General features: G+C 72.9%; 17 protein-coding genes. 8 read left to right on the top strand and 9 right to left on the bottom strand.

Translation table 11 applies throughout. From position 1 onward, the window contains the following. The first annotated feature begins 152 nt into the window (after nt 1-152). Nucleotides 153-545, top strand: a complete 393-nt coding sequence (locus DY218_RS11050; RefSeq protein WP_128555771.1) for a VOC family protein — start codon at nt 153-155, stop codon at nt 543-545. 23 nt (nt 546-568) lie between these two features. On the opposite strand, the gene DY218_RS11045 is transcribed toward DY218_RS11050, so the two are convergent. Next, nucleotides 569-925 carry a MerR family transcriptional regulator gene (locus DY218_RS11045; protein WP_128555770.1) on the bottom strand — a complete coding sequence of 119 codons (357 nt, stop codon included), beginning with the start codon at nt 923-925 and terminating at the stop codon, nt 569-571. A gap of 83 nt (nt 926-1,008) precedes the next feature. Here DY218_RS11045 and DY218_RS11040 point away from each other — a divergent pair, with 83 nt between their 5' ends. After that, the gene (locus DY218_RS11040; protein ID WP_128555769.1) at nt 1,009-2,166 is read left to right on the top strand and encodes an alkene reductase; all 1,158 of its coding nucleotides are present in this window, start codon (nt 1,009-1,011) and stop codon (nt 2,164-2,166) included. A 10-nt stretch (nt 2,167-2,176) separates the two neighbouring features. Here DY218_RS11040 and DY218_RS11035 read toward each other — a convergent pair whose 3' ends face one another. From DY218_RS11035 to DY218_RS11025, 3 genes are all read right to left on the bottom strand, one after another. Continuing rightward, complete coding sequence (locus DY218_RS11035) at nt 2,177-3,901, bottom strand: thiamine pyrophosphate-binding protein (protein WP_128555768.1); 1,725 nt, start codon at nt 3,899-3,901, stop codon at nt 2,177-2,179. A 600-nt stretch (nt 3,902-4,501) separates the two neighbouring features. Further along, complete coding sequence (speB, locus tag DY218_RS11030; RefSeq protein ID WP_128555767.1) at nt 4,502-5,476, bottom strand: agmatinase; 975 nt, start codon at nt 5,474-5,476, stop codon at nt 4,502-4,504. A gap of 79 nt (nt 5,477-5,555) precedes the next feature. Then, nucleotides 5,556-6,377, bottom strand: a complete 822-nt coding sequence (locus DY218_RS11025) for a nitrilase-related carbon-nitrogen hydrolase (RefSeq protein WP_128555766.1) — start codon at nt 6,375-6,377, stop codon at nt 5,556-5,558. A 210-nt stretch (nt 6,378-6,587) separates the two neighbouring features. Here DY218_RS11025 and DY218_RS11020 point away from each other — a divergent pair, with 210 nt between their 5' ends. Both DY218_RS11020 and DY218_RS11015 read left to right on the top strand, forming a co-directional pair. Then, complete coding sequence (locus tag DY218_RS11020) at nt 6,588-8,261, top strand: PucR family transcriptional regulator (RefSeq protein WP_128555765.1); 1,674 nt, start codon at nt 6,588-6,590, stop codon at nt 8,259-8,261. 137 nt (nt 8,262-8,398) lie between these two features. Continuing rightward, nucleotides 8,399-9,187, top strand: a complete 789-nt coding sequence (locus DY218_RS11015; RefSeq protein ID WP_128555764.1) for a phosphatase — start codon at nt 8,399-8,401, stop codon at nt 9,185-9,187. Between the two features lie 32 nt (nt 9,188-9,219). Here the strand turns inward: DY218_RS11015 and DY218_RS11010 are convergent, their stop codons facing one another. From DY218_RS11010 to DY218_RS10995, 4 genes are all read right to left on the bottom strand, one after another. Then, the gene (locus DY218_RS11010) at nt 9,220-10,230 is read right to left on the bottom strand and encodes a cation diffusion facilitator family transporter (protein ID WP_128555763.1); all 1,011 of its coding nucleotides are present in this window, start codon (nt 10,228-10,230) and stop codon (nt 9,220-9,222) included. Between the two features lie 79 nt (nt 10,231-10,309). Continuing rightward, the gene (locus DY218_RS11005) at nt 10,310-11,182 is read right to left on the bottom strand and encodes an acyl-CoA thioesterase (RefSeq protein WP_128555762.1); all 873 of its coding nucleotides are present in this window, start codon (nt 11,180-11,182) and stop codon (nt 10,310-10,312) included. A gap of 5 nt (nt 11,183-11,187) precedes the next feature. Continuing rightward, the gene (locus tag DY218_RS11000) at nt 11,188-12,345 is read right to left on the bottom strand and encodes an acyl-CoA dehydrogenase family protein (RefSeq protein ID WP_128555761.1); all 1,158 of its coding nucleotides are present in this window, start codon (nt 12,343-12,345) and stop codon (nt 11,188-11,190) included. 105 nt (nt 12,346-12,450) lie between these two features. Next, complete coding sequence (locus tag DY218_RS10995) at nt 12,451-13,038, bottom strand: SACE_7040 family transcriptional regulator (protein WP_128555760.1); 588 nt, start codon at nt 13,036-13,038, stop codon at nt 12,451-12,453. Between the two features lie 151 nt (nt 13,039-13,189). Between DY218_RS10995 and DY218_RS10990 the strand changes: the two genes are divergently transcribed. The 4 genes from DY218_RS10990 to DY218_RS10970 all read left to right on the top strand — a co-directional run bounded on the left by DY218_RS10990 (nt 13,190) and on the right by DY218_RS10970 (nt 19,596). Beyond that, nucleotides 13,190-14,806, top strand: a complete 1,617-nt coding sequence (locus DY218_RS10990; RefSeq protein ID WP_128555759.1) for a carboxyl transferase domain-containing protein — start codon at nt 13,190-13,192, stop codon at nt 14,804-14,806. Between the two features lie 64 nt (nt 14,807-14,870). After that, on the top strand, nt 14,871-17,399 hold the full coding sequence (locus DY218_RS35025; RefSeq protein ID WP_233521499.1) for an acetyl/propionyl/methylcrotonyl-CoA carboxylase subunit alpha: 2,529 nt from the start codon (nt 14,871-14,873) through the stop codon (nt 17,397-17,399). A gap of 32 nt (nt 17,400-17,431) precedes the next feature. Beyond that, nucleotides 17,432-18,433 (top strand): hydroxymethylglutaryl-CoA lyase, encoded by a 1,002-nt coding sequence (locus DY218_RS10975; protein ID WP_128555786.1) that lies wholly within the window; start codon nt 17,432-17,434, stop codon nt 18,431-18,433. Nucleotides 18,434-18,435: 2 nt separating this feature from the next. After that, nucleotides 18,436-19,596 carry an acyl-CoA dehydrogenase family protein gene (locus tag DY218_RS10970; RefSeq protein WP_128555758.1) on the top strand — a complete coding sequence of 387 codons (1,161 nt, stop codon included), beginning with the start codon at nt 18,436-18,438 and terminating at the stop codon, nt 19,594-19,596. Nucleotides 19,597-19,774: 178 nt separating this feature from the next. Here DY218_RS10970 and DY218_RS10965 read toward each other — a convergent pair whose 3' ends face one another. Then, nucleotides 19,775-21,520, bottom strand: coding sequence for a beta-N-acetylhexosaminidase (locus DY218_RS10965; protein WP_128555785.1), 1,746 nt, complete (start codon nt 21,518-21,520; stop codon nt 19,775-19,777). Between the last annotated feature and the right edge of the window lie 9 nt (nt 21,521-21,529).

Here is a 21,529-nt window from a genome sequence, read left to right as displayed (position 1 = left end):
CTCCCGCCCATGTGTCCGCGACGCCACCCGGGTCGGCCCGCCGCTCCCGCGGCCCAGTCTTCCCCGTACGGGACCGGGAACCACCCCGTACGACCGGCCCCGGTTGCCGGGCGCCGGTTGCCGCCGTCCGGCGCCCGCAGTTCCATGGGCGTATGGCCAAGCTCGAGATCAACCTCGTGGTCGCCGACCCGGCCCGCAGCAAGGACTTCTACACCGCCCTCGGCTGCACCTTCCGGCCGCTGTCGCCGGATCCGGACGACATCCAGGCGTGGATGGCCGTGGACGGGCCGCTGCCGGTCACCGTGCACAGCGTGGAGTTCGCCCGCTGGTGGGACACCACGGGCCCGACGGTGGCGCCCGGAGCCACGGTCATCGACGTCACGGTCGCACCGGACGAGGCCCACCGCATGCTCGACGCCGTACCCGCGCACGGGGGCGAGATCGTACAGCCCCTGCGCAACATGCCCTGGCGGCAGGCGTACGCCATCGTCACCGACCCGGACGGCTACCGGTGGGGCGTCAAGACGGAGGAGCTCGACGCCTGAGCTCGACGCCTGAGCGCGACGCCTCAGCCCGCCGCCGTCGCGATGACCTCGTCGAGGATCTCGCGGGTGTGGCGCAGGTCGTCGATGGAGCGGTCGATGCGGGTGCGTTCCGCGGTCAGTTGTTCCAGGAGCCATGGGGTGGCGGTCTCGGCCGGGCCGCCGTCGTGGTCGCGCATGCAGGGCAGGACGCGGGCGATCTTGTCGGTGGTCAGGCCGGCGGCGAGAAGCTGCTGGACGAGGATCACGCGGTCGACGGCCGCCTCGGGGTACTCGCGGTGGCCGCCGGGCGTCCGGTCGGAGGCGAGGAGGCACTTCTGCTCGTAGTACCGGATCGAGCGCACGCTCACGGCCGTGCGCCGGGACAGTTCGCCGATCTTCATGTCGCCCACCTCTGCCGCCGGGCGGCCGTCACCGTACGGCCGGGGTTGAATCTGACACCGGTGTCAGATCTTACGGTTCCGGCATGACGAACACAGCGCAGTCGACGGAGACGGGCCACTCGACGGACACGGCCCACTCCCCGCTTCTCACCCCGTACGCAGCCCGGGGCCTCGATCTCCCCAACCGCCTCGTCATGGCGCCCATGACCCGGTTCCGCGCCGCGGAGGACGGGACTCCGCTCCCGGTCGTCGCGGAGTACTACGCGCAGCGCGCGGACGCCGGGCTGCTGGTCAGTGAGGGCATCTGGCCGCACCGCAGGGGCCAGAGCGGCTGGCGCATCCCGGGCCTGGAGACCGAGGCGCATGTCGCCGGCTGGCGGACGGTCACCGAGGCCGTGCACGCACGCGGCGGCCGGATCTACGCGCAGCTCATGCACGGCGGACGCCAGGGGCACCCGCGCTCGCGGCTGCTCGGGGACGTCCCGGCGGGCCCGTCCGCCGTCCCCACACCGAGCCCGGTGCACGTGAAGGACGGCAAGGCCGAGGCGCCCGTGCCGCGCGAGATGACGACCGCCGACATCCGGACCGCGATCGACGATCATGTGGCCGCCGCGCGCAACGCGCTGCGGGCCGGCTTCGACGGCGTGGAGATCCACGGCGCCAACAGCTATCTGACCCACCAGTTCCTCGCCGACAACACCAACCTCCGCAGCGACGCGTACGGGCGGGAACGGACCCTGTTCGCCGTCGAGTTGGTGACCGCGGTCGCCGAGGCCATCGGGGCGCACCGGCTCGGGCTCAGGCTCTCGCCCGGCAACCCGCAGTTCGGTATGGCCGAGCGCAACCCGGGGCCGGTGTACCGCGCACTGGTGGACACCCTCGATCCGCTCGGCCTCGCCTACCTCCACCTCACCGACAACGACGCCTACCCGGCTCTCGCGGACCTGCGCCCGCGCTGGCACGGCACGCTGATCGCCAACGTCGGCGAGAACCACGCGCCCACCAGCCAGGCCCAGGGCGAGCGGGTGCTCACGGAGGGCCTCGCCGACCTCGTGTCGTACGGGCGCGCCTTCCTCACCCATCCCGATCTGCCGGCCCGGATCGCGGTGCACGACCCGCTCGCGACGCCGATCGACATGGCGCACCTGTACACGCACGGCGCGGAGGGCTACACGGACTATCCGACGCTTGAGGGGGAGCGTCGTGCGGGGCGGCGGGACGCCGCGGTGGCCGCCTTGTGAGTCCGGTCGCTCAGCCCTCCCCGGTGTGCGTCGGCGCGAAGAGCCGCAGCGTCGCGGGCAGGACGACCACCGAAGGGCCGGGCGCGGCAAGGGACTTGGCCAGGTCCGCGGCGAGGGTGTCGGGGGTGGTGAGGGTGGCGGGCACGTCGAAGGACGTGGCCAGGGCGACGAAGTCGGGGCGGGCGAGTTCGGTGCCGGTGGTGGTGCCGTAGGCGTCGGTGAGGTAGTCGCGCAGGATGCCGTAGCCGCCGTCGTCGACGATCAGCCAGGTGATGTTCAGGTCGTGCTGGCGGGCCGTGGCGAGCTCCGCGATCGAGTAGAGGGCGCCGCCGTCGCCGGAGACGGCGAGCACCGGTCCTGTGGGGTCGGCGACGGCCGCGCCGATCGCGGCGGGGAAGGCGTAGCCGAGGCCGCCGGCGCCCTGCGCGGAGTGCATGGTGTTGGGGCGGCGGGCGTCGAACGCGGACCACGCCCAGTAGGTCAGCATGGTCATGTCCCAGAAGCTGGGCGCCCGGTCGGGCAGGGCCTCGCGCACGGCGGCGAGGATGCGCTGCTCCGCGCCGAGGTCCTGGGAGTCGATACGGGTACAGATCCGGGCCAGGACGTCACGGACCCGGTCGGCCGGGGACGGGGTGGCCGTGGACGGGTCGGCCACGGACGGGGCGGGCCGGTGGTCGTCGAGGGTCTCCAGGAGGGCCGTCAGCGCGAGGCGGGCGTCGGCGTGGATGCCGAGCGCCGGATGGTTCGCCTCGAGTTTGCCCGCGTCGGCCTCGATCTGGATCAGACGGCCGCGGGGCGCGAACGTGTGGTAGTTCGAGGAGAGTTCGCCGAGACCGGAGCCGACGACGAGCAGGACGTCCGCGTCCTCCAGGAAGTCGGTGAGGTGCCGGTCCTCCAGCCAGGACTGCAGCGAGAGCGGGTGCTCCCAGGGGAAGGCGCCCTTGCCGCCGAAGGTGGTGGCGACGGGCGCGGAGAGCTGCTCGGCGAGCGCCCGCAGTTTGCCGGAGGCGTCGGAGCGGATCACTCCGCCTCCGGCGATGATCGCGGGGCGTTCGGCGCCGGCGAGGAGGTGTGCGGCGACGGCCGTCAACTCCGGCCGCGGGACGACCTCGTGGGGTGTCGCGTCCATCGCCGTGACACCGGGCAGCCGGGTCTCGGCGGACAGCACGTCCGCGGGGATCTCCACCCAGACCGGCCCGTGCGGTGCAGTCAGCGCGGACTCCCAGGCGGCGGCGATCGCGGACGGGATCTGCGACTGGGTGCGCGCGGTGTGCACGGACTTGACCACATCGCGGAACGAGGCCTGCTGGTCGCGGAGTTCGTGCAGATGGCCGTGCCGGCCGCCGCCGAGCCCGGCGACCGGGACCTGGCTCGCGATCGCCAGGACGGGCGCGCTGGCCGCGGCGGCCTCCTGGAGCGCGGGCAGCGCGGTGAGGGCGCCGGGACCGGTCGACACCAGCAGCGGGGCCGCCTCGCCCGTGATCCGTCCGTACGCGTCGGCGGCGAAGCCCGCGTTGTTCTCGACGCGCAGACCGACGTAGTGCAGGTTGCTGCGGCGCACGGCGTCGAACAGGCCGAGCGCGTGCTGCCCCGGCAGACCGAAGACGGTCGTCGCACCGAGCCCGTACAGGGTCTCGACGACCAGGTCACCGCCGGTGCGCCCCGGCTCCGGGTCCAGGGCGGCGGCCGTCTGGCGCGGGGTCGGACGCAGCTCCAGGTCGTGGTCGTGGGTCACGGGGGTCTCTTTCCGGCGGGTCGGGTCGGGTCGGGTCGGTTCTGCTCAGCGGTACGGTCGCGGCCCACCGCTGCACAGCACCCAGTGTGTCCGCGCCGGACGACGGGGCGCGAGGCGGGGCGGAGCGCTGCGCGGTGCGGGCTCTGAGGTCCCCCAGCCGGAGTCCACGCACTGAGTCCACGCACTGAGTCCGCGCACTGAACCGTGCATGAGCTGTCGGCCGGGGGCAGGGACAGCGTGCCGGATGCCACGCAGAACTCCGCGGCCATACCCCAGCGCCCGGGAACCTGGGCCGCCCCGGTCCGAGCGCACGAGCACCTGCCCGACGGCCCGGCCCGCTTCCGGACCGCCACCACCGAAACCGAGATCGGACGGACCCGCCACGGACCCTGACCGCCCCAGCCGGAAGACACGAACACGTACCGACAGCACTCGGCGCCCCGCTCGGCGCGGCTTGCCCCGGTTCCAGGCGGCCGCCGACACCGGGGCGCGGCCGGCCGGGGCGAGGCCCGGCTCGGTGGCGCCGTCACGTGTGGATGCCGGGCGATGTCAGCGAAGCAGGTCGTGGGCGGCGCCCACCCCGGCCCCCCTGACCACCGGTCAGGCCTCGCGCCCCGCCGCGATCTGCCGGGCCATGATCGTGGTCAGTTCGTACGCCGTGTGGGAGGCCGCGACCGAGGTGATCTCGGCGTGGTCGTACGCCGGTGCCACCTCGACGAGGTCCGCGGACACGAGATGGCAGGAGGCGAGGCCGCGCAGGATCTCCAGGAGCTCGCGGGACGTGAGGCCGCCGGCCTCCGGGGTGCCGGTGCCGGGCGCGTGGGCCGGGTCGAGCACATCGATGTCGATGGAGATGTACAGCGGGCGGTCGCCGATGCGCTGCCGCAGCTGGTCGGTGATCTCGTCCACGCCGCGGCGCATCACGTCCGCGGAGGTGACGATGCCGAAGCCCATCTTGGCGTCGTCGTCCAGGTCCTTCTTGCCGTAGAGCGGGCCCCGGGTGCCGACGTGGGAGAGCGCGGAGGTGTCCAGGATGCCCTCCTCGACGGCCCGGCGGAACGGGGTGCCGTGCGTGTACTCAGCGCCGAAGTAGGTGTCCCAGGTGTCGAGATGGGCGTCGAAGTGAAGGAGCGCGACCGGCCCGTGCTGCTTCGCGACGGAACGCAGCAGCGGCAGCGCGATCGTGTGGTCGCCGCCGAGCGTCATCATCCGCGCGCCGGTCGCCAGGAGGTCGTCCGCCGCACCCTCGACGGTCTCCACGGCCTCGTTGATGTCGAACGGATTGGCCGCCACGTCACCGGCGTCCGCGACCTGCGCGAGGGCGAACGGCGAGGCGTCCTGCGCCGGGTTGTACGGGCGGAGCAGCCGCGAGGCCTCCCGTATCGCATTGCCGCCGAAGCGGGCGCCGGGCCGGTAGGAGACACCGGTGTCGAAGGGCACACCGACCACGGCGACGTCGGCCGCACCGACCTCGTCCAGGCGGGGCAGCCGGGCGAAGGTCGCGGGGCCCGCGTAGCGCGGGATCCGGGAGGAGTCGACGGGGCCGCGGGGCGTGGACGGGGTGTGGCTGGTCATGCGGGGGCCTTTCACAGCGGAAGGGACAGGGGTCGGTCCTGCGGTCAGGTCGGTCCTACGGTCAGGTCGGTCCTGGCGGTCAGGGCTCGTACAGCTCGGGGCGCCGGTCGCCGAACACGTCGTTGTGGTCGCCGAGCCGCTTGTCACGGGCCCGGGCCGGATCGCACTCGGCGAGCAGCAGGGTGGGGCCCTCGGTCGGGCGGTGGCCGGCGAGCGGGAAGCCGTCCGGGTCGACGATCACGGAGCCGCCGGTCCAGGCCGTGCCGCGCTCCTCGCCGGCCCGGTCGCAGGCGGCGACGTAGAGACGGTTGACCGCGGCGTCGGCCTGGACGCGTACGACCTCGCCGGGGCGCTCGCCGTCGGGGCGCGGGAAACGCGGCCAGTTGACCGGCGCGCACAGCAGCTCGGTGCCGGCGAGGGCGGCGAGCCGTACCCACTCGGGGAACTCCAGGTCGTAGCAGACCATGACGCCGATCCGGCCGACGGACGGGACCTCGACGACCGGCGGCCGCTCGTCACCGGGGACGAAGAACTCGGCCTCGGTGCCGAAGAGATGAGCCTTGCGGTAGCGGGCGCGGAGCTCGCCCGAGGGGTCGATCAGGACCGCCGAGTTGCGGACCCGGCCGTCCGCGTCGCGCTCGCACAGGCCCGCGACCAGGGTCACGCCGTGCCGGCGGGCGGCGGCGGACCAGGCGGTGACAGCGGGACCGTCGACGGGCTCGGCGAGGGCCGCGGCCTCGGCGGCGTCGGCGAAGACGTAACCGCTGTTGGCCAGCTCGGGCAGCACGACGACCTGGGCGCCGGCCGCCGCGGCTTCGGCCACGGCCTCCTCAGCTGCGGCGCGATTCCCGGCCGCGTCACCGACCGCCAATTCGAGCTGCGCACAGGCCACGGTCGTCATACGTTCCACTGTCTCCCGCCTCGTCGAGCACTGCCGGGCGGCCTCGGGCGGGACCGGCCCCGGTTCGGCTGCGGGTGCGCGGACGCGGGGTGTACGCCTGGGCCACCACTCGAAGCTAGCGCGGTCCGCGACCAGCCCCGATGGCCCGCCGGGCGAATCCTCTCCCTCCTCCTGGACACCATGTCCATTCCGCTGGGCGACACTGGACCCATGCCCCTGCTCCTCTCCGACCTGGTCGACCTCCCGGACCTGCATCTCTCCACCGTCACGGGGCGCCGGCACCTCGACCGCCCGGTGCTCGCCGCGCACGCCTCGGAGCTGGTGCGGCCCGGCGCCTGGCTGCAGGGCGGGGAGCTGCTGATGACGATCGGGCTGCTGCTCCCGATGGAGCCGGCCGCCTGCCGGGCGTACGTGGACGATGTGGCCGCGGGCGGTGCGCACGCGCTTGCGCTCGGGCTCGGCGGCGATCTGCCGTACCAGGAAGCACCCGCTCCGTTGATCGACGCGGCGACGGAGGCCGGGCTTCCGCTCCTCACGGTCGGGGCGCAGGTGCCGTTCATCGCGGTGACCAAGGCGGTGTTCGCGGCGCAGGCGGCGGAGCAACGGGCCGCCGTTGAACGGGCGTTCGCCACCCAGCGGGGCCTCACCGCGGCCGCCGCCTCAGGTCGGGGCCTGGCCCCGACCCTGGACGCATGGACAGCGGCAACCGGCATCCGCGCCTACGTCACGGACCCCCTCGGCCGCGTCCTGGCGGCGGACGGCAGCGGGCCGCGGGAGGTGGGGGACGGCACCTGGCCGGAGCCGGAGGGTGGCGGCCGCGGTGAGCCTCCGCCGGGTGACGCCGACAGTCCGCGTACGGCCGCGGGCCCGGCGGACGTCGGCCGGCCCGATGCCTCCGCCGGAGGGGATCAGGCTCCGAGTGGCGGGAGTCCCCTCACCGGCGATGACCCCGCGGTGGCCGGGCGCGATCTGTTGCGGCGGGTCGCGACAGGCGGGCTGCGGTCCAGTGCCGCGGCGCCGGGGCTCGAGGTACAGCCGCTCGGGGCGCGGCGGCTGCGCGGGATGCTGTTGCTCGCCGGTACGCCGGGGTCCGACGACCGGCTCCTTGTGCCGGGGCTCGTCTCGCTGCTCTCGCTCGAGCTGGAGCGCCGGCATCTGGCCGGAGAGCCGGAGCGCCGCCGCCGGGCGACACTGCTCGGTCGCCTGCTCGCCGAGGACGTCAGCGCGGAGCAGGCCGGTGACGTACTGGCGGTGGCCGGCCTGGCGTCGGCCGCGGTGCGCGGCGTGGTGGTGTCGGTGAACCCACCGGCGGACGCCGGGGACCCGGCCGCCATGGAACTCGCCGCCGATCTCGCCCTCGCCGTGCCCGGCGGCCTCACCCGGGCCCGGGGCACGCTGGTGGAGGCGCTGGTCGGTGCGGAACTCGACCTCGACGCCGTACTCGCCCACTTCGCGCCCGGCCGCCCCGCGGGCATCGGCTCGGCAGTGCCGCCGGAGGCCGCCCGGGTGTCGCTGCGCGAGGCGGCCGGTCTGGTGGAGCTGAGCCGGGACGCCGGGCATCCGGTACGGGCCCGGCGGACGCGGTCCAGCGGCCTGCTGCTCGGCCTCGGGGACCGGCCGGCCCTCGCCGGGTACGCGGACTCCGTGCTCGGCCCGCTGGACGCCGCGGACCCGTCGGGCGCCCTGACCCGTACCCTCGCCACCTGGCTGGACTGCGGAAGCTCCTGGGACGAGACGGCCCGCCGCCTGGGCCTGCACCGGCACACCGTTCGCAACCGCCTCGACAAGGCCGCCCGCCTCACCGGCCGCCGCCTCGACGACGGCGACGACCGCTTCGACCTGTGGCTCGCCCTCCGCGCCCGCGCAGCGGCGGGCCCGACTTGACGGCCGGACCACCCGAGCCCCGCCCCCCCTGGGCGGGCCCGACCCCGGCCAGAAGCGGAGACATCCGCTCCGCCCGGGCCTGTCCGCCCCTCGGAACCCGTTCCCCCGAGCGGCCCGAGCGACGGCACAATGGGGGCATGCCGATACCCAGTCGGGTCGCCCTGGTCGACCACCTCGTCCGCACCCGTATCGCCGGAGACGTCGCCACCCCGCGCGACAACAACCTCTCCCACTACCGCAAGCTCGCCAACGGCGACCGGCACTACTGGCTGGGACTCGAGCTCGGCGACCGCTGGACCGACGAGCAGGACGTGCTCGCGGTGATGGCCGAGCGCTGCGGCGTCAACGACGACCCGGAGTACCGCTTCGGGCAGGACACCATCGACCCGGAGCTGACCGTCGACGCCCTGGACCGGCTGGCCGCGCGGCTGCGCAAGGCGGCCGCGAGCCGGCAGCGGGTGCTGTTCGCGACCGGTCACCCGGGCGGGCTGCTCGACGTGCACCGGGCGACGGCGGCCGCGCTGCGCAGGGCGGGCTGCGAGATCGTGGTGATCCCCGAGGGCCTCACCGCGGACGAGGGCTATGTCTTCCAGTTCGCCGACGTGGCGGTACTCGAACGCGGCGCGACGCTCTGGCACACCCATTCCCCCGAGCCGATGAACGCGATCCTCGACGGCCTGGAGCGCGAGGGCCGCCCGGTGCCCGACCTGGTCGTCGCCGACCACGGCTGGGCCGGCCGGGCCGGTCAGCGCGGCCTGGACTCGGTGGGGTACGCGGACTGCAACGACCCGGCGCTCTTCATCGCGGAGGCCGAGGGCACCCTGCAGGTCACCGTCCCGCTCGACGACCACGTCACCAGCCCCCGGCACTACGACCCGATGACGGCGTACCTGCTGGACGCGGCCGGCCTGGACGCAGCCGCGTAGCCGAAGCGACACCGCCCGCCGGGGCCGGGAGGTCAGCCGCCCGACCGCCCCGGCGTCGGATCCAGATACACCCGCCGGATCTCCGGATACCGCGCCCGCAGCCGCCGCTCCGCCTCCTCGCAGGCCGCCTCCACCTGCGCCGCACTGGACAGGTCACGGAAGTCGACCTTGGCGGCGATCATCACCTCGGCCGGCCCCTGCACCAGCGTCACCAGATCCAGTACGGCCACCACGTGCTCGACGCCGAGGAGCTCCTCGCGCACCCCGTCCCGCGCCCGTGCCGACATCGGCCGGCCCACCAGATACTGGGCGTTGGACCTGCCGAGCACCCATGCCACGTACACGAGCAGCAGGCCGATCAGGAGCGAGGCGACGCCGTCCCAGACGCTCGACCCGGTGAGCTGGGTGGCGAGCAGCCCGCCCGCGGCGAGCAGCAGGCCGGTCAGCGCGGCGGAGTCCTCCATGACCACGGCCTTGACCGCGGTGTCCGGGGTGTGGCGCAGATACCGGCCGAAGCGCACACCGTGCCGCTCCGCCTCCCCGGTGGCCTGCCGGAGCCCGGTGCGCAGCGAGAAGCCCTCCAGGAGGAAGGCGATCGCGAGCACCACGTACGACAGGACCGGGCTGCCCATCTCCTCGCCGTGCGTGAGGGTGTGGATGCCGTCGTACACGGCGAAGACACCGCCGCCCACGAAGGTGGCGACGGAGGCGAGCAGCGCCCAGATGTAGCGCGCGGGTCCGTAGCCGAGCGGATGCTCGTCGTCCGCGGGCCGTTCGCTGCGCTTGAGTGCGACGAGCAGCATCAGTTCGGTGACCGTGTCGGCCACCGAGTGGGCGGCCTCGGAGAGCATCGCGCTGGAGCCGCTGACCAGGCCGGCGACGGCCTTCGCCGCGGCGATGCCGAAGTTGGCGGCCGCGGCGACAAGGACGGTGAAGACGCTCTCGCCGGAATCCGACGCCCCGGAGCCGCCCGTGTCCTCGGCCCGCTCGGCCCGCCCACCGTCCCGTTCGCCGTCCGGTTCGCCGTCCCGTTCGCTGGTCATGCGGTGACGTTAAGGCCGCGGGGTGGGCCACGCACACGGGCCGCCGGGCGGGCACGCACACGGACGAGGCAGCCGCGCCTCAGCGCGGCACGCGCACCAGTCCCTCCTGGATGACGGAGACCGCGAGCCGCCCGTCCTGGGTGTAGATCCGGGCCTGCCCGAGTCCGCGGCCGCCGGAGGCCGAGGGCGACTCCTGGTCGTAGAGCAGCCATTCGTCGGCGCGGAACGGGCGGTGGAACCACATCGCGTGGTCGAGGGACGCGCCCACCACGTCGCCCACGGTCCAGCCGCCCCGGCCGTGCGCGAGCAGCACCGAGTCGAGCAGGGTCATGTCGGAGACGTACGTGGCCAGGCAGACGTGCAGCAGCGGATCGTCGGCGAGCTTGCCGCCGGTCCGGAACCAGACCTGTGAGTGCGGCTCCCGGGGCGCGCCCACGCTCGCGTACGGCGGCTCGTCCACGTACCGCAGGTCGACGGCCGCGCGAGCCTGGAGCATCCGCTCGACGATGCCCGGATCGCTGAACCGGTGCGCGTACCGGGGCAGCATCTCGGCCGCGGTGGGCAGCAGTTCGGGATCGGTCGTGGGCGGCATCGGAGCCTGGTGCTCGAGCCCTTCCTCCACGCTCTGGAAGGACGCCGAGAGATGGAAGATCGGCCGGCCGTGCTGTACGGCGACGACGCGGCGCGTGGTGAACGACCCGCCGTCCCGGATCCGGTCCACCTCGTAGACGATCGGTGCACCCGGATCGCCCATGCGCAGGAAGTACGCGTGCAGCGAGTGGGCGTGCCGGCCCTCGGGGACGGTGCGGCCCGCGGCGACGAGCGCCTGGGCCGCGACCTGTCCGCCGAAGACCCGCGGCACCAGCGCGGAGCGCGACTGGCCGCGGAAGAGGTCCTGCTCGATCCGCTCCAGATCGAGGAGATCGAGCAGGGCCTCGAGTTCCTGGTTCACCTCGGTCAGAGGCCCATGTTCTTCGCGATGATCATCTTCATGACCTCGCTGGTGCCGCCGTAGATGCGGTTGACGCGGTTGTCGGCGTAGAGGCGGGCGATCGGGTACTCGTTCATGAAGCCGTAGCCGCCGTGCAGCTGGAGGCAGCGGTCGATGACGCGGTGCGCGACCTCGGTGCAGAAGAGCTTGGCGCTGGCGGCCTCGGCGGCGGTCAGCTCGTGCGCGTCGAGCGCCTCGAGGGCGCGGTCGGCGACGGCCTCGGCGGCGTCCACCTCGGCCTGGCAGGCGGCCAGTTCGAACTTGGTGTTCTGGAACGAGGCGACGGTCTTGCCGAAGACCGTGCGGTCCTGCACGTACTCCTTGGCGAAGCCGACGGCGGCCTTGGCCTGCGCATAGGCACCGAAGGCGATGCCCCAGCGCTCGGAGGGGAGGTTCTGGCCGAGGTAGTGGAAGCCCTTGTTCTCCTCGCCGAGGAGGTCTTCGACGGGGACCTTGACGTCGACGAAGGCGAGCTCGGCGGTGTCGGAGGTCTTGAGGCCGAGCTTGTCGAGCTTGCGGCCGACCGAGTAGCCCTCGGACTTGGTGTCCACGGCGAACAGCGAGATGCCGTGCCGGCGGTCCTCGGCGCTCGGGGCGTCGGTGCGGGCGCAGACGATGACCTTGTCGGCGTGCACACCGCCGGTGATGAAGGTCTTGGCGCCGTTGAGGACGTAGTGCGTGCCGTCCTCGGAGAGCTTCGCGGTGGTCTTCATGCCGGCCAGGTCGGAGCCGGTGCCCGGCTCGGTCATGGCGAGCGCCCACATCTCCTCGCCGGTGACGAACTTCGGCAGGTAGCGCTTCTTCTGCTCGTCGGTGGCGAGCATCTGGATGTACGGCAGGCCGAGCAGGACGTGCACGCCGGAACCGCCGAAGGAGACGCCCGCGCGGGCGGTCTCCTCGTACATGATCGCCTCGAACTTGTGCGAGTCGATGCCCGCGCCGCCGAACTCCTCGGGCACGCGGATGCCGAAGATGCCGAGCTCGCCGAGCTTGTAGTAGAAGTCGCGGGGCGCCTGGCCGGCGGCGAACCAGTCGTCGTAGACGGGGACGACCTCGGTCTCGATGAAGGCGCGGAGGGTCTCCCGGAACGCCTGGTGATCCTCGTTGTAGACGGTACGGCGCACTGGGGGCCTCCTGATCGGCCTGGTCGGCAGCTGGCTAAGCGCTTGCTCAGACGAAGTTACCGGGGAGTCCGAACGGCTGTCCAGACCAACGGGGCGAGGCGCGCATCACGCCGAGGCCGCATCGAAGGCGCCGCGGGCCAGGCGGTGCAGCAGCGCGGCGGTGGCGCGGCGGCCGGGCAGGGTGCCGGAACGGCCCAGGTGCGGGGTCGAGTTGAGCAGCCCGAAGACCGCGTGCACGGTGGCCCGCGCCTCCGGCTCGGCGAGCTGCGGATAGACCTTACGGACGGCCTCCACCCACAGCTCGACGTACTGCCGCTGCAGCTGGCGGACCAGGCGGCGGTCGGTGTCCCGGAGGCGGTCGAGCTCGCGGTCATGGAGGGTGATGAGGGGGCGGTCGTCGAGCGCGAAGTCGATGTGCCCCTCGATCAGCGCGTCGAGCAGCTCGTCCGCCGAGCCGTCCGCCTCCGCGACGCATCGCCTGCCGCCGGTGAGGAGCCTGCCGCTGATACCCACGAGGAGCTCGGCGAGCATCGCGTCCTTGCCCGCGAAGTGGCGGTACAGGCCCGGGCCGCTGATCCCGACGGCGGCCCCTATCTCGTCCACGCCGACGCCGTGGAAGCCGCGCTCGGCGAAGAGGCGGGCGGCCTGCTTGAGGATCTGCTCGCGGCGGGACGTCGGTGCACTGGTGCTCATGAGAATTCATTCTAGACAGGACGGTTAGCGGTCGTTAACCTGAGAGGCGGTGTTAACGGTCATTAACAGGCGGGCGCGGTCGTACAGGCATCTCGTACCAGCTACGGGCACCTCGTACGAGCGCGGCCATACGAGCAAAGGGGCTCGACCGATGCAGCAGGCACCGGTGCTTCACAGCGGGGTCGATCCCGCCTCGGAGGCCTGGCGGGTCAATGAGGCGGCGCACCACGCCCTGGTCGAGGAGCTGCGCCAGAAGCTCGCCGCGGCCCGGCTCGGCGGCGGTGAGCGGTCCCGGGCCCGCCATGTGGCCCGCGGCAAGCTCCTTCCGCGGGACCGCGTGGACACCGTGCTCGACCCGGGCTCGCCCTTCCTGGAGCTGGCGCCGCTCGCGGCGGACGGGCTGTACGGCGGGGACGCCCCGGCGGCCGGCGTGATCGCCGGCATCGGCCGCGTCTCGGGCCGCGACTGCGTGGTGGTGGCGAACGACGCGACGGTCAAGGGCGGCACGTACTACCCGATGACGGTCAAGAAGCACCTGCGCGCCCAGGAAGTGGCCCTGGAGAACCGCCTGCCGTGCCTGTATCTGGTCGACTCGGGCGGCGCCTTCCTGCCGATGCAGGACGAGGTCTTCCCGGACCGCGAGCACTTCGGCCGGATCTTCTACAACCAGGCCCGGATGTCCGGCGCCGGCATCCCGCAGATCGCCGCGGTCCTCGGCTCCTGCACGGCCGGCGGTGCGTACGTCCCGGCGATGAGCGACGAGGCGGTGATCGTCCGCGGCCAGGGCACCATCTTCCTCGGCGGCCCGCCCCTGGTGAAGGCGGCGACCGGCGAGGTCGTCACGGCCGAGGAGCTGGGCGGCGGCGAGGTGCACTCGCGCACCTCCGGGGTCACCGACCACCTCGCCGAGGATGACGCGCACGCCCTGCGCATCGTGCGGGACATCGTCGCGACCCTGCCCGCCCGCGGCCCCCTGCCCTGGTCCACCGAGCCGGCCGAGGAGCCGAAGGTCGATCCGTACGGCCTCTACGGCGCGGTGCCGGCCGACTCCCGTACGCCCTACGACGTCCGCGAGGTCGTCGCGCGCGTGGTGGACGGCTCCCGCTTCCAGGAGTTCAAGGCCGAGTACGGCACGACCCTGGTCACCGGCTTCGCCCACATCCACGGCCACCCGGTGGGGATCGTGGCGAACAACGGCATCCTGTTCTCCGAATCCGCCCAGAAGGGCGCCCACTTCATCGAGCTGTGCGACCAGCGCGGCATCCCCCTGCTCTTCCTGCAGAACATCTCGGGATTCATGGTCGGCCGGGACTACGAGGCGGGCGGCATCGCCAAGCACGGCGCCAAGATGGTCACCGCGGTGGCCTGCACCCGCGTCCCCAAGCTGACCGTGGTGATCGGCGGGTCGTACGGCGCGGGAAACTACTCGATGTGCGGCCGGGCGTACTCCCCGCGCTTCCTGTGGATGTGGCCCAACGCCAAGATCTCCGTGATGGGCGGCGAACAGGCCGCCTCGGTCCTGGCGACGGTCAAGCGGGACCAGTTGGAGGCCCGCGGCGAGAGCTGGTCCGAGTCCGCGGAGGAGGAGTTCAAGGCCCCGGTCCGCGCGCAGTACGAGACCCAGGGCAATGCGTACTACGCCACGGCCCGCCTCTGGGACGACGGTGTGATCGACCCGGCCGACACCCGCAGGACCGTCGGCCTCGCCCTGACCGCCTGTGCGAACGCCCCGCTGGGAGACCCCGGCTTCGGCGTCTTCCGGATGTGAGGGGGCGGCGATGACAGCGGCACAGGCAGCAGCGGAATCCGTGCAGGGACCTTCGGGAGTGGCCATGTTCGACACCGTGCTCGTCGCCAACCGGGGCGAGATCGCGGTCCGTGTCATCCGTACGCTGCGCCGGCTCGGCATCCGCTCCGTCGCGGTCTTCAGCGACGCGGACGCGGACGCCCGCCATGTGCACGAGGCGGACACGGCGGTACGGATCGGGCCGGCGGCCGCGGCCGACAGCTATCTGTCCGTGCAGCGGCTCCTGGACGCGGCCGCCCGCAGCGGCGCCCGGGCGGTCCACCCGGGATACGGCTTCCTCGCGGAGAATGCGGGCTTCGCGCGCGCCTGCGAGGAGGCCGGCCTGGTCTTCATCGGTCCCGGCGCGGACGCCATCGACCTGATGGGCGACAAGATCCGGGCCAAGGAGACCGTGCGGGAAGCCGGCGTTCCGGTCGTCCCGGGGTCCTCGGGCAGCGGCCTGACCGATGCCGAACTGGCCGCGGCCGCCCGGGAGATCGGCATGCCGGTGCTGCTCAAGCCGTCGGCGGGCGGCGGTGGCAAGGGCATGCGGCTGACCCGCGTCGAATCGGCGCTCCTTGAGGAGATCGCCGCCGCGCGGCGCGAGGCCCGCGCCTCCTTCGGCGACGACACGCTGCTCGTGGAGCGCTGGATCGAGCGGCCCCGGCACATCGAGATCCAGGTCCTCGCGGACGGGCACGGCGGCGTGGTGCACCTCGGCGAGCGCGAGTGCTCGCTGCAGCGCCGGCACCAGAAGATCATCGAGGAGGCCCCGTCGGTACTGCTCGACGAGGCGACCCGGGCCGCGATGGGCGAGGCGGCCGTGCGCGCGGCGCGCTCCTGCGGGTACCGGGGCGCGGGCACCGTGGAGTTCATCGTGCCGGGCGGCGACCCGGCGGCGTACTGCTTCATGGAGATGAACACCCGGCTGCAGGTGGAACACCCGGTCACCGAGCTAATCACCGGACTCGACCTGGTGGAGTGGCAGATCCGGGTGGCCGCGGGCGAGCAACTGCCGTTCGCCCAGGGGGACATCACGCTCACCGGGCACGCCGTGGAGGCCAGGGTCTGCGCCGAGGACCCGGGCCGCGGCTTCCTGCCGTCCGGCGGTACGGTGCTCGCGCTCGCCGAGCCGGGCGGCGACTGGAGCTCCCCGCTGACCGGCCGTGCTGCCGGCGGCGTACGCACGGACTCCGGCCTCAGCGAGGGCACGGAGGTCGGCAGCCGGTACGACCCGATGCTGTCGAAGGTCATCGCGTACGGTCCGGACCGGGCGGCGGCGCTGCGCGGTCTGCGGGCCGCCCTGGCGGACACGGTGACCCTCGGCGTCCCGACGAACGCGGGCTTCCTGCGCCGCCTCCTCGCCCATCCGGCGGTGATCGAGGGCGAGTTGGACACGGGGCTCGTGGAGCGGGACGCGGACTCGCTGGTCTCGGAAGAGGTCCCGGCGGAGGTGTACGCGACGGCGGCGCTGCTGCGGCATGCGCGGCTCGCCGACGCCGCTGCGGGCGGCGGCACTTGGGCAGACCCCTTCGCCGCCGCCGACGGCTGGCGGCTCGGCGGCGAGCCGGCATGGACGCCGCACGCCCTGCGGGTACCGGGGCAGGACCCGGTGACGCTCGCCGTACGCCCGGCGACCACTGCCCCCGGCCGGAGTCGCCCCCTGACCGGGGAACTGGAGATCCGCCTCGACGGTCCGGGGGCGCTTGCCGCGGGGGCCGGGGACGACACGCGCACCGGACGCGACACGGCGTCCGGGGACGACACGGCCACCGGGGCCGGTGCGACGGCCGGAGTCGGCGCGAACATCGCCGGCGGCACGGACACCGGGACCCGTACGGCAGTCGCAGCCGACACCGGGACCGGCACGACGGCCGGAAGCGGCACAACAGGTGGCGACAGCACGGTCACCGGCAACGACACAGGCACCGGGACCGGGACCGGCGCGGGCGCGAGGGCCGGAGGCGGCACGGACGCCGGAAGCGGCACGGTGTCCGGCACGGGGCACAGCGCGGATTCCAGACCCGACGCGGATTCCAGGCCCGGCACGGGCCCCGGCTCGCTCGACGCCGGGCAGGGGGACCGTGGGCCGCGCCGTGGCCTGCTCGCCCGTCTCGTGGCCGTCAGGCCGGGCCGGGTCACCGTCGAACTCGGCGGAGTCACGCACACGTTCAGCCACGCGATCGATGGCACCGACGACTGGCTCGGGCGGGACGGCGACTCCTGGCGGGTGCAGCGGCACGACCCGGTGGAGGCGGCGCTGCGGGGCACCGCGCACGCCGGTGCCGACACCCTGGCGGCCCCGATGCCCGGCACCGTGACCGTGGTCAAGGCCGCGGTGGGTGACCACGTGACGGCAGGGCAGAGCCTGCTCGTCGTCGAGGCGATGAAGATGGAACACGTGATCTCCGCACCGCACGCAGGCACCGTGGCCGAGCTGGACGTCACACCGGGCGCCACGGTGGCCATGGACCAGATCCTGGCGGTGGTGACCCCCGACGACGCGGACCCTGCCTCCTCCGGCGCCGAGCCCGCGTCCGGTGCAGCCACCCACTCCCCCGAGGGGGCATCATGACCAGCACCCCGCACGGCCCCGCCGCCCTGCCGATGAGCTTCCCCGCCCCGGGCCTGCCGGCCCGGATCCGTATCCACGAGGTCGGCCCCCGGGACGGACTGCAGAACGAGTCGGCGACCGTACCCACCGAGATCAAGGCGGAGTTCATCCACCGTCTGGCGGACGCGGGGCTGACCACCGTCGAGGCGACCAGCTTCGTCCACCCCACATGGGTGCCCCAACTGGCCGACGCCGAGGACCTGTTCCCCCGCCTGTCCGACCTGGCCGGCATCGCCCTCCCGGTCCTGGTGCCGAACGAACGGGGACTGGACCGCGCCCTCGCCCTCGGCGCCCGCTCCATCGCTGTCTTCGGCTCGGCCACCGAGACGTTCGCCTCGCGCAACCTCAACCGCACCGTGGCCGAGTCACTCGCCATGTTCGAGCCGGTCGTCGCCCGCGCCAAGGCCGAGGGTGTACGGGTACGGGGCTACCTGTCCATGTGCTTCGGCGACCCGTGGGAGGGGCCGGTCCCGCTCTCCCAAGTGGTGCACGTCGCCAAGTCCCTGTTCGACCAGGGCTGCGACGAGTTGAGTCTCGGCGACACCATCGGAGTCGCCACCCCTGGCCATGTCACCGCACTGCTCGCCGCGCTCGATGAGGGCGGTGTCCCCACCACGGCGATCGGCGTCCACTTCCACGACACCTACGGCCAGGCCCTCGCCAACACCCTGGCCGCCCTGCAGCACGGCGTCACCACCGTCGACGCCTCGGCAGGCGGCCTGGGCGGCTGCCCGTACGCGAAGAGCGCCACGGGGAATCTCGCCACCGAGGACCTGGTGTGGATGCTCCAGGGCCTCGGTGTCGAAACCGGGGTCGACCTCGGCCGGCTCACCGCCACCAGCAGCTGGATGGCCGGACACCTCGGCCGCCCCAGCCCGTCCCGCACCGTCCGCGCCCTCACCGGGGTCGGCACGGAACGCACCGCATCCGACCGGGAGCCCGAGGCCGGCCACCCCGCCTCCACCCCGGCCGGCCCCGACGACAAGGAGTCCTGATCATGCCGCTCGACCACCGGCTCTCCCCCGAGCACGAGGAACTCCGGCGTACCGTCGAGGAGTTCGCCCACGACGTGGTGGCACCCAAGATCGGTGACCTGTACGAGCGCCACGAGTTCCCGTACGAGATCGTGCGCGAGATGGGGCGGATGGGACTGTTCGGGCTGCCGTTCCCCGAGGAGTACGGCGGGATGGGCGGCGACTATCTGGCCCTGGGCCTGGCCCTCGAGGAGTTGGCGCGGGTCGACTCGTCGGTGGCGATCACCCTGGAGGCCGGTGTCTCGCTCGGCGCGATGCCGCTGCATCTGTTCGGCACCGAGGAGCAGAAGCGGCAGTGGCTGCCGCGGATGTGCTCCGGCGAGATCCTCGGAGCGTTCGGCCTGACCGAGCCGGACGGCGGCTCGGACGCGGGCGGCACCCGCACCACGGCCCGCCTCGACGGGGCCACGGACGAATGGGTGATCAACGGCAGCAAGTGCTTCATCACCAACTCCGGCACGGACATCACCGGCCTGGTCACGGTCACCGCGGTGACGGGCCGCACGGAGGACGGCAAGCCGCTGATCTCGTCGATCATCGTCCCGTCCGGCACTCCCGGATTCACGGTGGCCGCCCCGTACTCGAAGGTCGGCTGGAACGCCTCGGACACCCGCGAGCTCTCCTTCTCCGACGTCCGCGTCCCCGCGGCGAATCTGCTCGGCACCCAGGGCCGCGGCTACGCCCAGTTCCTGCGGATCCTCGACGAGGGCCGGATCGCCATCGCCGCCCTCGCCACGGGACTCGCCCAGGGCTGTGTGGACGAATCCGTCCGGTACGCCAAGGAGCGGCACGCCTTCGGCCGGCCGATCGGTGCGAACCAGGCGATCCAGTTCAAGCTCGCCGACATGGAGATGAAGGCCCACACCTCCCGCCTCGCCTGGCGGGACGCGGCCTCCCGGCTGGTCAGCGGCGAGCCCTTCAAGAAGGAGGCGGCCCTCGCCAAGCTGTATTCCTCCACGATCGCGGTGGACAACGCCCGCGAAGCCACCCAGATCCACGGCGGCTACGGCTTCATGAACGAGTACCCGGTCGCGCGTATGTGGCGCGACTCCAAGATCCTCGAGATCGGCGAGGGCACGAGCGAGGTCCAACGCATGCTGATCGCCCGAGAATTGGGTCTCTGACCCAAACCCGGCACCACATTCAGCCCCTCCGGCGTTTGAGATGGGGGTCCCCCGTGCTCGAGCGGAGCCGAGAGCTTGGGGGAGGGGTCCGGGGCAGCGCCCTGGAAACCACGCGCCCTGACCGCCGGTCAAAAGATGTCCTCAAACGCCGGACGGGCTGGATTTGCCGGACAGTCCCTCAATCGCCGGCCGCAGGCCACGGCACCACAGGCGACCTGTAGTAATTGATCCCGAGCGCATCCCACCGAGCCCCCTGCTCGGCCAGCCGAGCCTTGTACTCGTCCCAGGAGTGGGACCCCGCCGGCGACCACCCCAGCTCCGCGATCCCGGGAAGCCGCGGGAACGCCATGAACTCCACCTCGTCCGACTCGGACAACGTCTCCGACCACAGCGGCGCCTCGACACCGAGCACCGCGTCCTCGGGCAGCCCCTCCAGATAGGAGGCCGGATCCCAGTCGTACGACCGGTCGACCTCGACAAGTCCCGCCCAGGACAGGCCGAGCGGCGTGTCCTCGTCGTACTTCATGTCGAGATACGAGCGGTCCGCGGGCGAGAGCACGACACCCGTGCCGTTCTTCCCCGCGTCGGCGACCTGCTTGCGCTCCTCCGCGCTCGTCGCGTCGTAACCCCAGTACTGCGCGACCGCACCCTCCACGGGCGTGGCGGCGGTCAACTGGTGCCAGCCCACCACGGTCTTGCCGTACTTGCCGACGACCGGCTGCACCCGGTTCATGAACGCGACGTAGTCCTCGTGGGTGGTGGAGTGCGCCTCGTCACCGCCGATGTGGAGGTACTTGCCGGGGGTGAGCTCGGCGATCTCGCGGATCACGTCGTCGACGAAGTCGTACGTGATCTCCTTGTCGACGCAGAGCGAACTGAAGCCGACCTCGGTGCCGGTGTAGAGCGGCGGGGCGACGCCGTCGCAGTTGAGTTCGGCGTACGAGGCGAGGGCCGCGTTGGTGTGGCCCGGCAGGTCGATCTCGGGAATCACCTCGAGGTTCCGGGAGGACGCGTACTTCACCAGGTCCTTGTACTCGGCCTTGGTGTAATAGCCGCCCTCGCCGCCGCCGACCTGGGTGGAACCGCCGTACTCGGCGAGCCGCGGCCAGGAGTCGATGGCGATGCGCCAGCCCTGGTCGTCACTGAGATGCAGATGCAGCTTGTTGATCTTGTAGAGCGCCAGCTGGTCGATGTACCGCTTGACCTTGTCCGGGCTGAAGAAGTGCCGTGAGACGTCGAGCATGGCGGAGCGGTAGGCGTAGCGCGGGACGTCCTCGATGGTGCCGCCGGCCACCTGCCAGGGCCCCGGCTGTTCGGTGTCCTGCTCCACGGACGCGGGCAGCTGCTGACGCAGCGTCTGGACGCCGTGGAAGAGTCCCGCCGGCTCGCGGGCGGTGATGGTGACGGCCTCGTCGCCGGACTCGAGCCGGTAGCCCTCCTCGCCCAAGTCGCTCTCGTCCGGCGAGAGTTCGAGCCGGATGCCGTCGTTGCCCGAGTCCTCGGTGACGGGCAGCGGATGCCCGGTGGACGGCCGCAGCACATCCGCCAGATAGTCGCCGACGCGGCGCGCATCGCCGCCTTCTCCTCCGTCTTCTCCCCCGACACGGATCTGCGTGCCCTCGGTGATCTCGTAGCCGGGCCCCTCCGCCTGCACCGAGGACGGAGCGGGGATCACGCGGCCGAGCGGGACTGGCGCCGGCTGCTCGGCCCCGCTGGCCGGCGCGGCCCCGACTCCGCAGACCCCGACGGCCCCGACGAGGAGCAGCGCACCCAGGATGCGGCCCGGCAGACGCGGTGCGGCCGGCGGACGTGGTGTGGATCGTGGACGGCTCACAGGCTCGGTTCCCTTCGACGGGCTCTCAGCTGTGGTTCCCCGGGGCGTACGGAAGACCCCCGGCGCCGCGACGGACGGCCGGCGCGGCATGTGCATCCC

Source organism: Streptomyces triticagri, from assembly GCF_003429565.1.
In the GTDB taxonomy this organism is placed as follows: Bacteria; Actinomycetota; Actinomycetes; order Streptomycetales; family Streptomycetaceae; genus Streptomyces; species Streptomyces triticagri.
This window is presented reverse-complemented; position numbering and strand designations above follow the sequence as displayed.

Coding starts and splice junctions, on each gene's coding strand:
- DY218_RS11050 (WP_128555771.1), top strand. CDS start 153: ATGGCCAAGCTCGAGATCAACCTCGTGGTCGCCGACCCGGCCCGCAGC.
- DY218_RS11045 (WP_128555770.1), bottom strand. CDS start 925: ATGAAGATCGGCGAACTGTCCCGGCGCACGGCCGTGAGCGTGCGCTCG.
- DY218_RS11040 (WP_128555769.1), top strand. CDS start 1,009: ATGACGAACACAGCGCAGTCGACGGAGACGGGCCACTCGACGGACACG.
- speB (WP_128555767.1), bottom strand. CDS start 5,476: ATGACCAGCCACACCCCGTCCACGCCCCGCGGCCCCGTCGACTCCTCC.
- DY218_RS11025 (WP_128555766.1), bottom strand. CDS start 6,377: ATGACGACCGTGGCCTGTGCGCAGCTCGAATTGGCGGTCGGTGACGCG.
- DY218_RS11020 (WP_128555765.1), top strand. CDS start 6,588: ATGCCCCTGCTCCTCTCCGACCTGGTCGACCTCCCGGACCTGCATCTC.
- DY218_RS11015 (WP_128555764.1), top strand. CDS start 8,399: ATGCCGATACCCAGTCGGGTCGCCCTGGTCGACCACCTCGTCCGCACC.
- DY218_RS11010 (WP_128555763.1), bottom strand. CDS start 10,230: ATGACCAGCGAACGGGACGGCGAACCGGACGGCGAACGGGACGGTGGG.
- DY218_RS10995 (WP_128555760.1), bottom strand. CDS start 13,038: ATGAGCACCAGTGCACCGACGTCCCGCCGCGAGCAGATCCTCAAGCAG.
- DY218_RS10990 (WP_128555759.1), top strand. CDS start 13,190: ATGCAGCAGGCACCGGTGCTTCACAGCGGGGTCGATCCCGCCTCGGAG.
- DY218_RS35025 (WP_233521499.1), top strand. CDS start 14,871: ATGTTCGACACCGTGCTCGTCGCCAACCGGGGCGAGATCGCGGTCCGT.
- DY218_RS10975 (WP_128555786.1), top strand. CDS start 17,432: ATGAGCTTCCCCGCCCCGGGCCTGCCGGCCCGGATCCGTATCCACGAG.
- DY218_RS10970 (WP_128555758.1), top strand. CDS start 18,436: ATGCCGCTCGACCACCGGCTCTCCCCCGAGCACGAGGAACTCCGGCGT.
- DY218_RS10965 (WP_128555785.1), bottom strand. CDS start 21,520: ATGCCGCGCCGGCCGTCCGTCGCGGCGCCGGGGGTCTTCCGTACGCCC.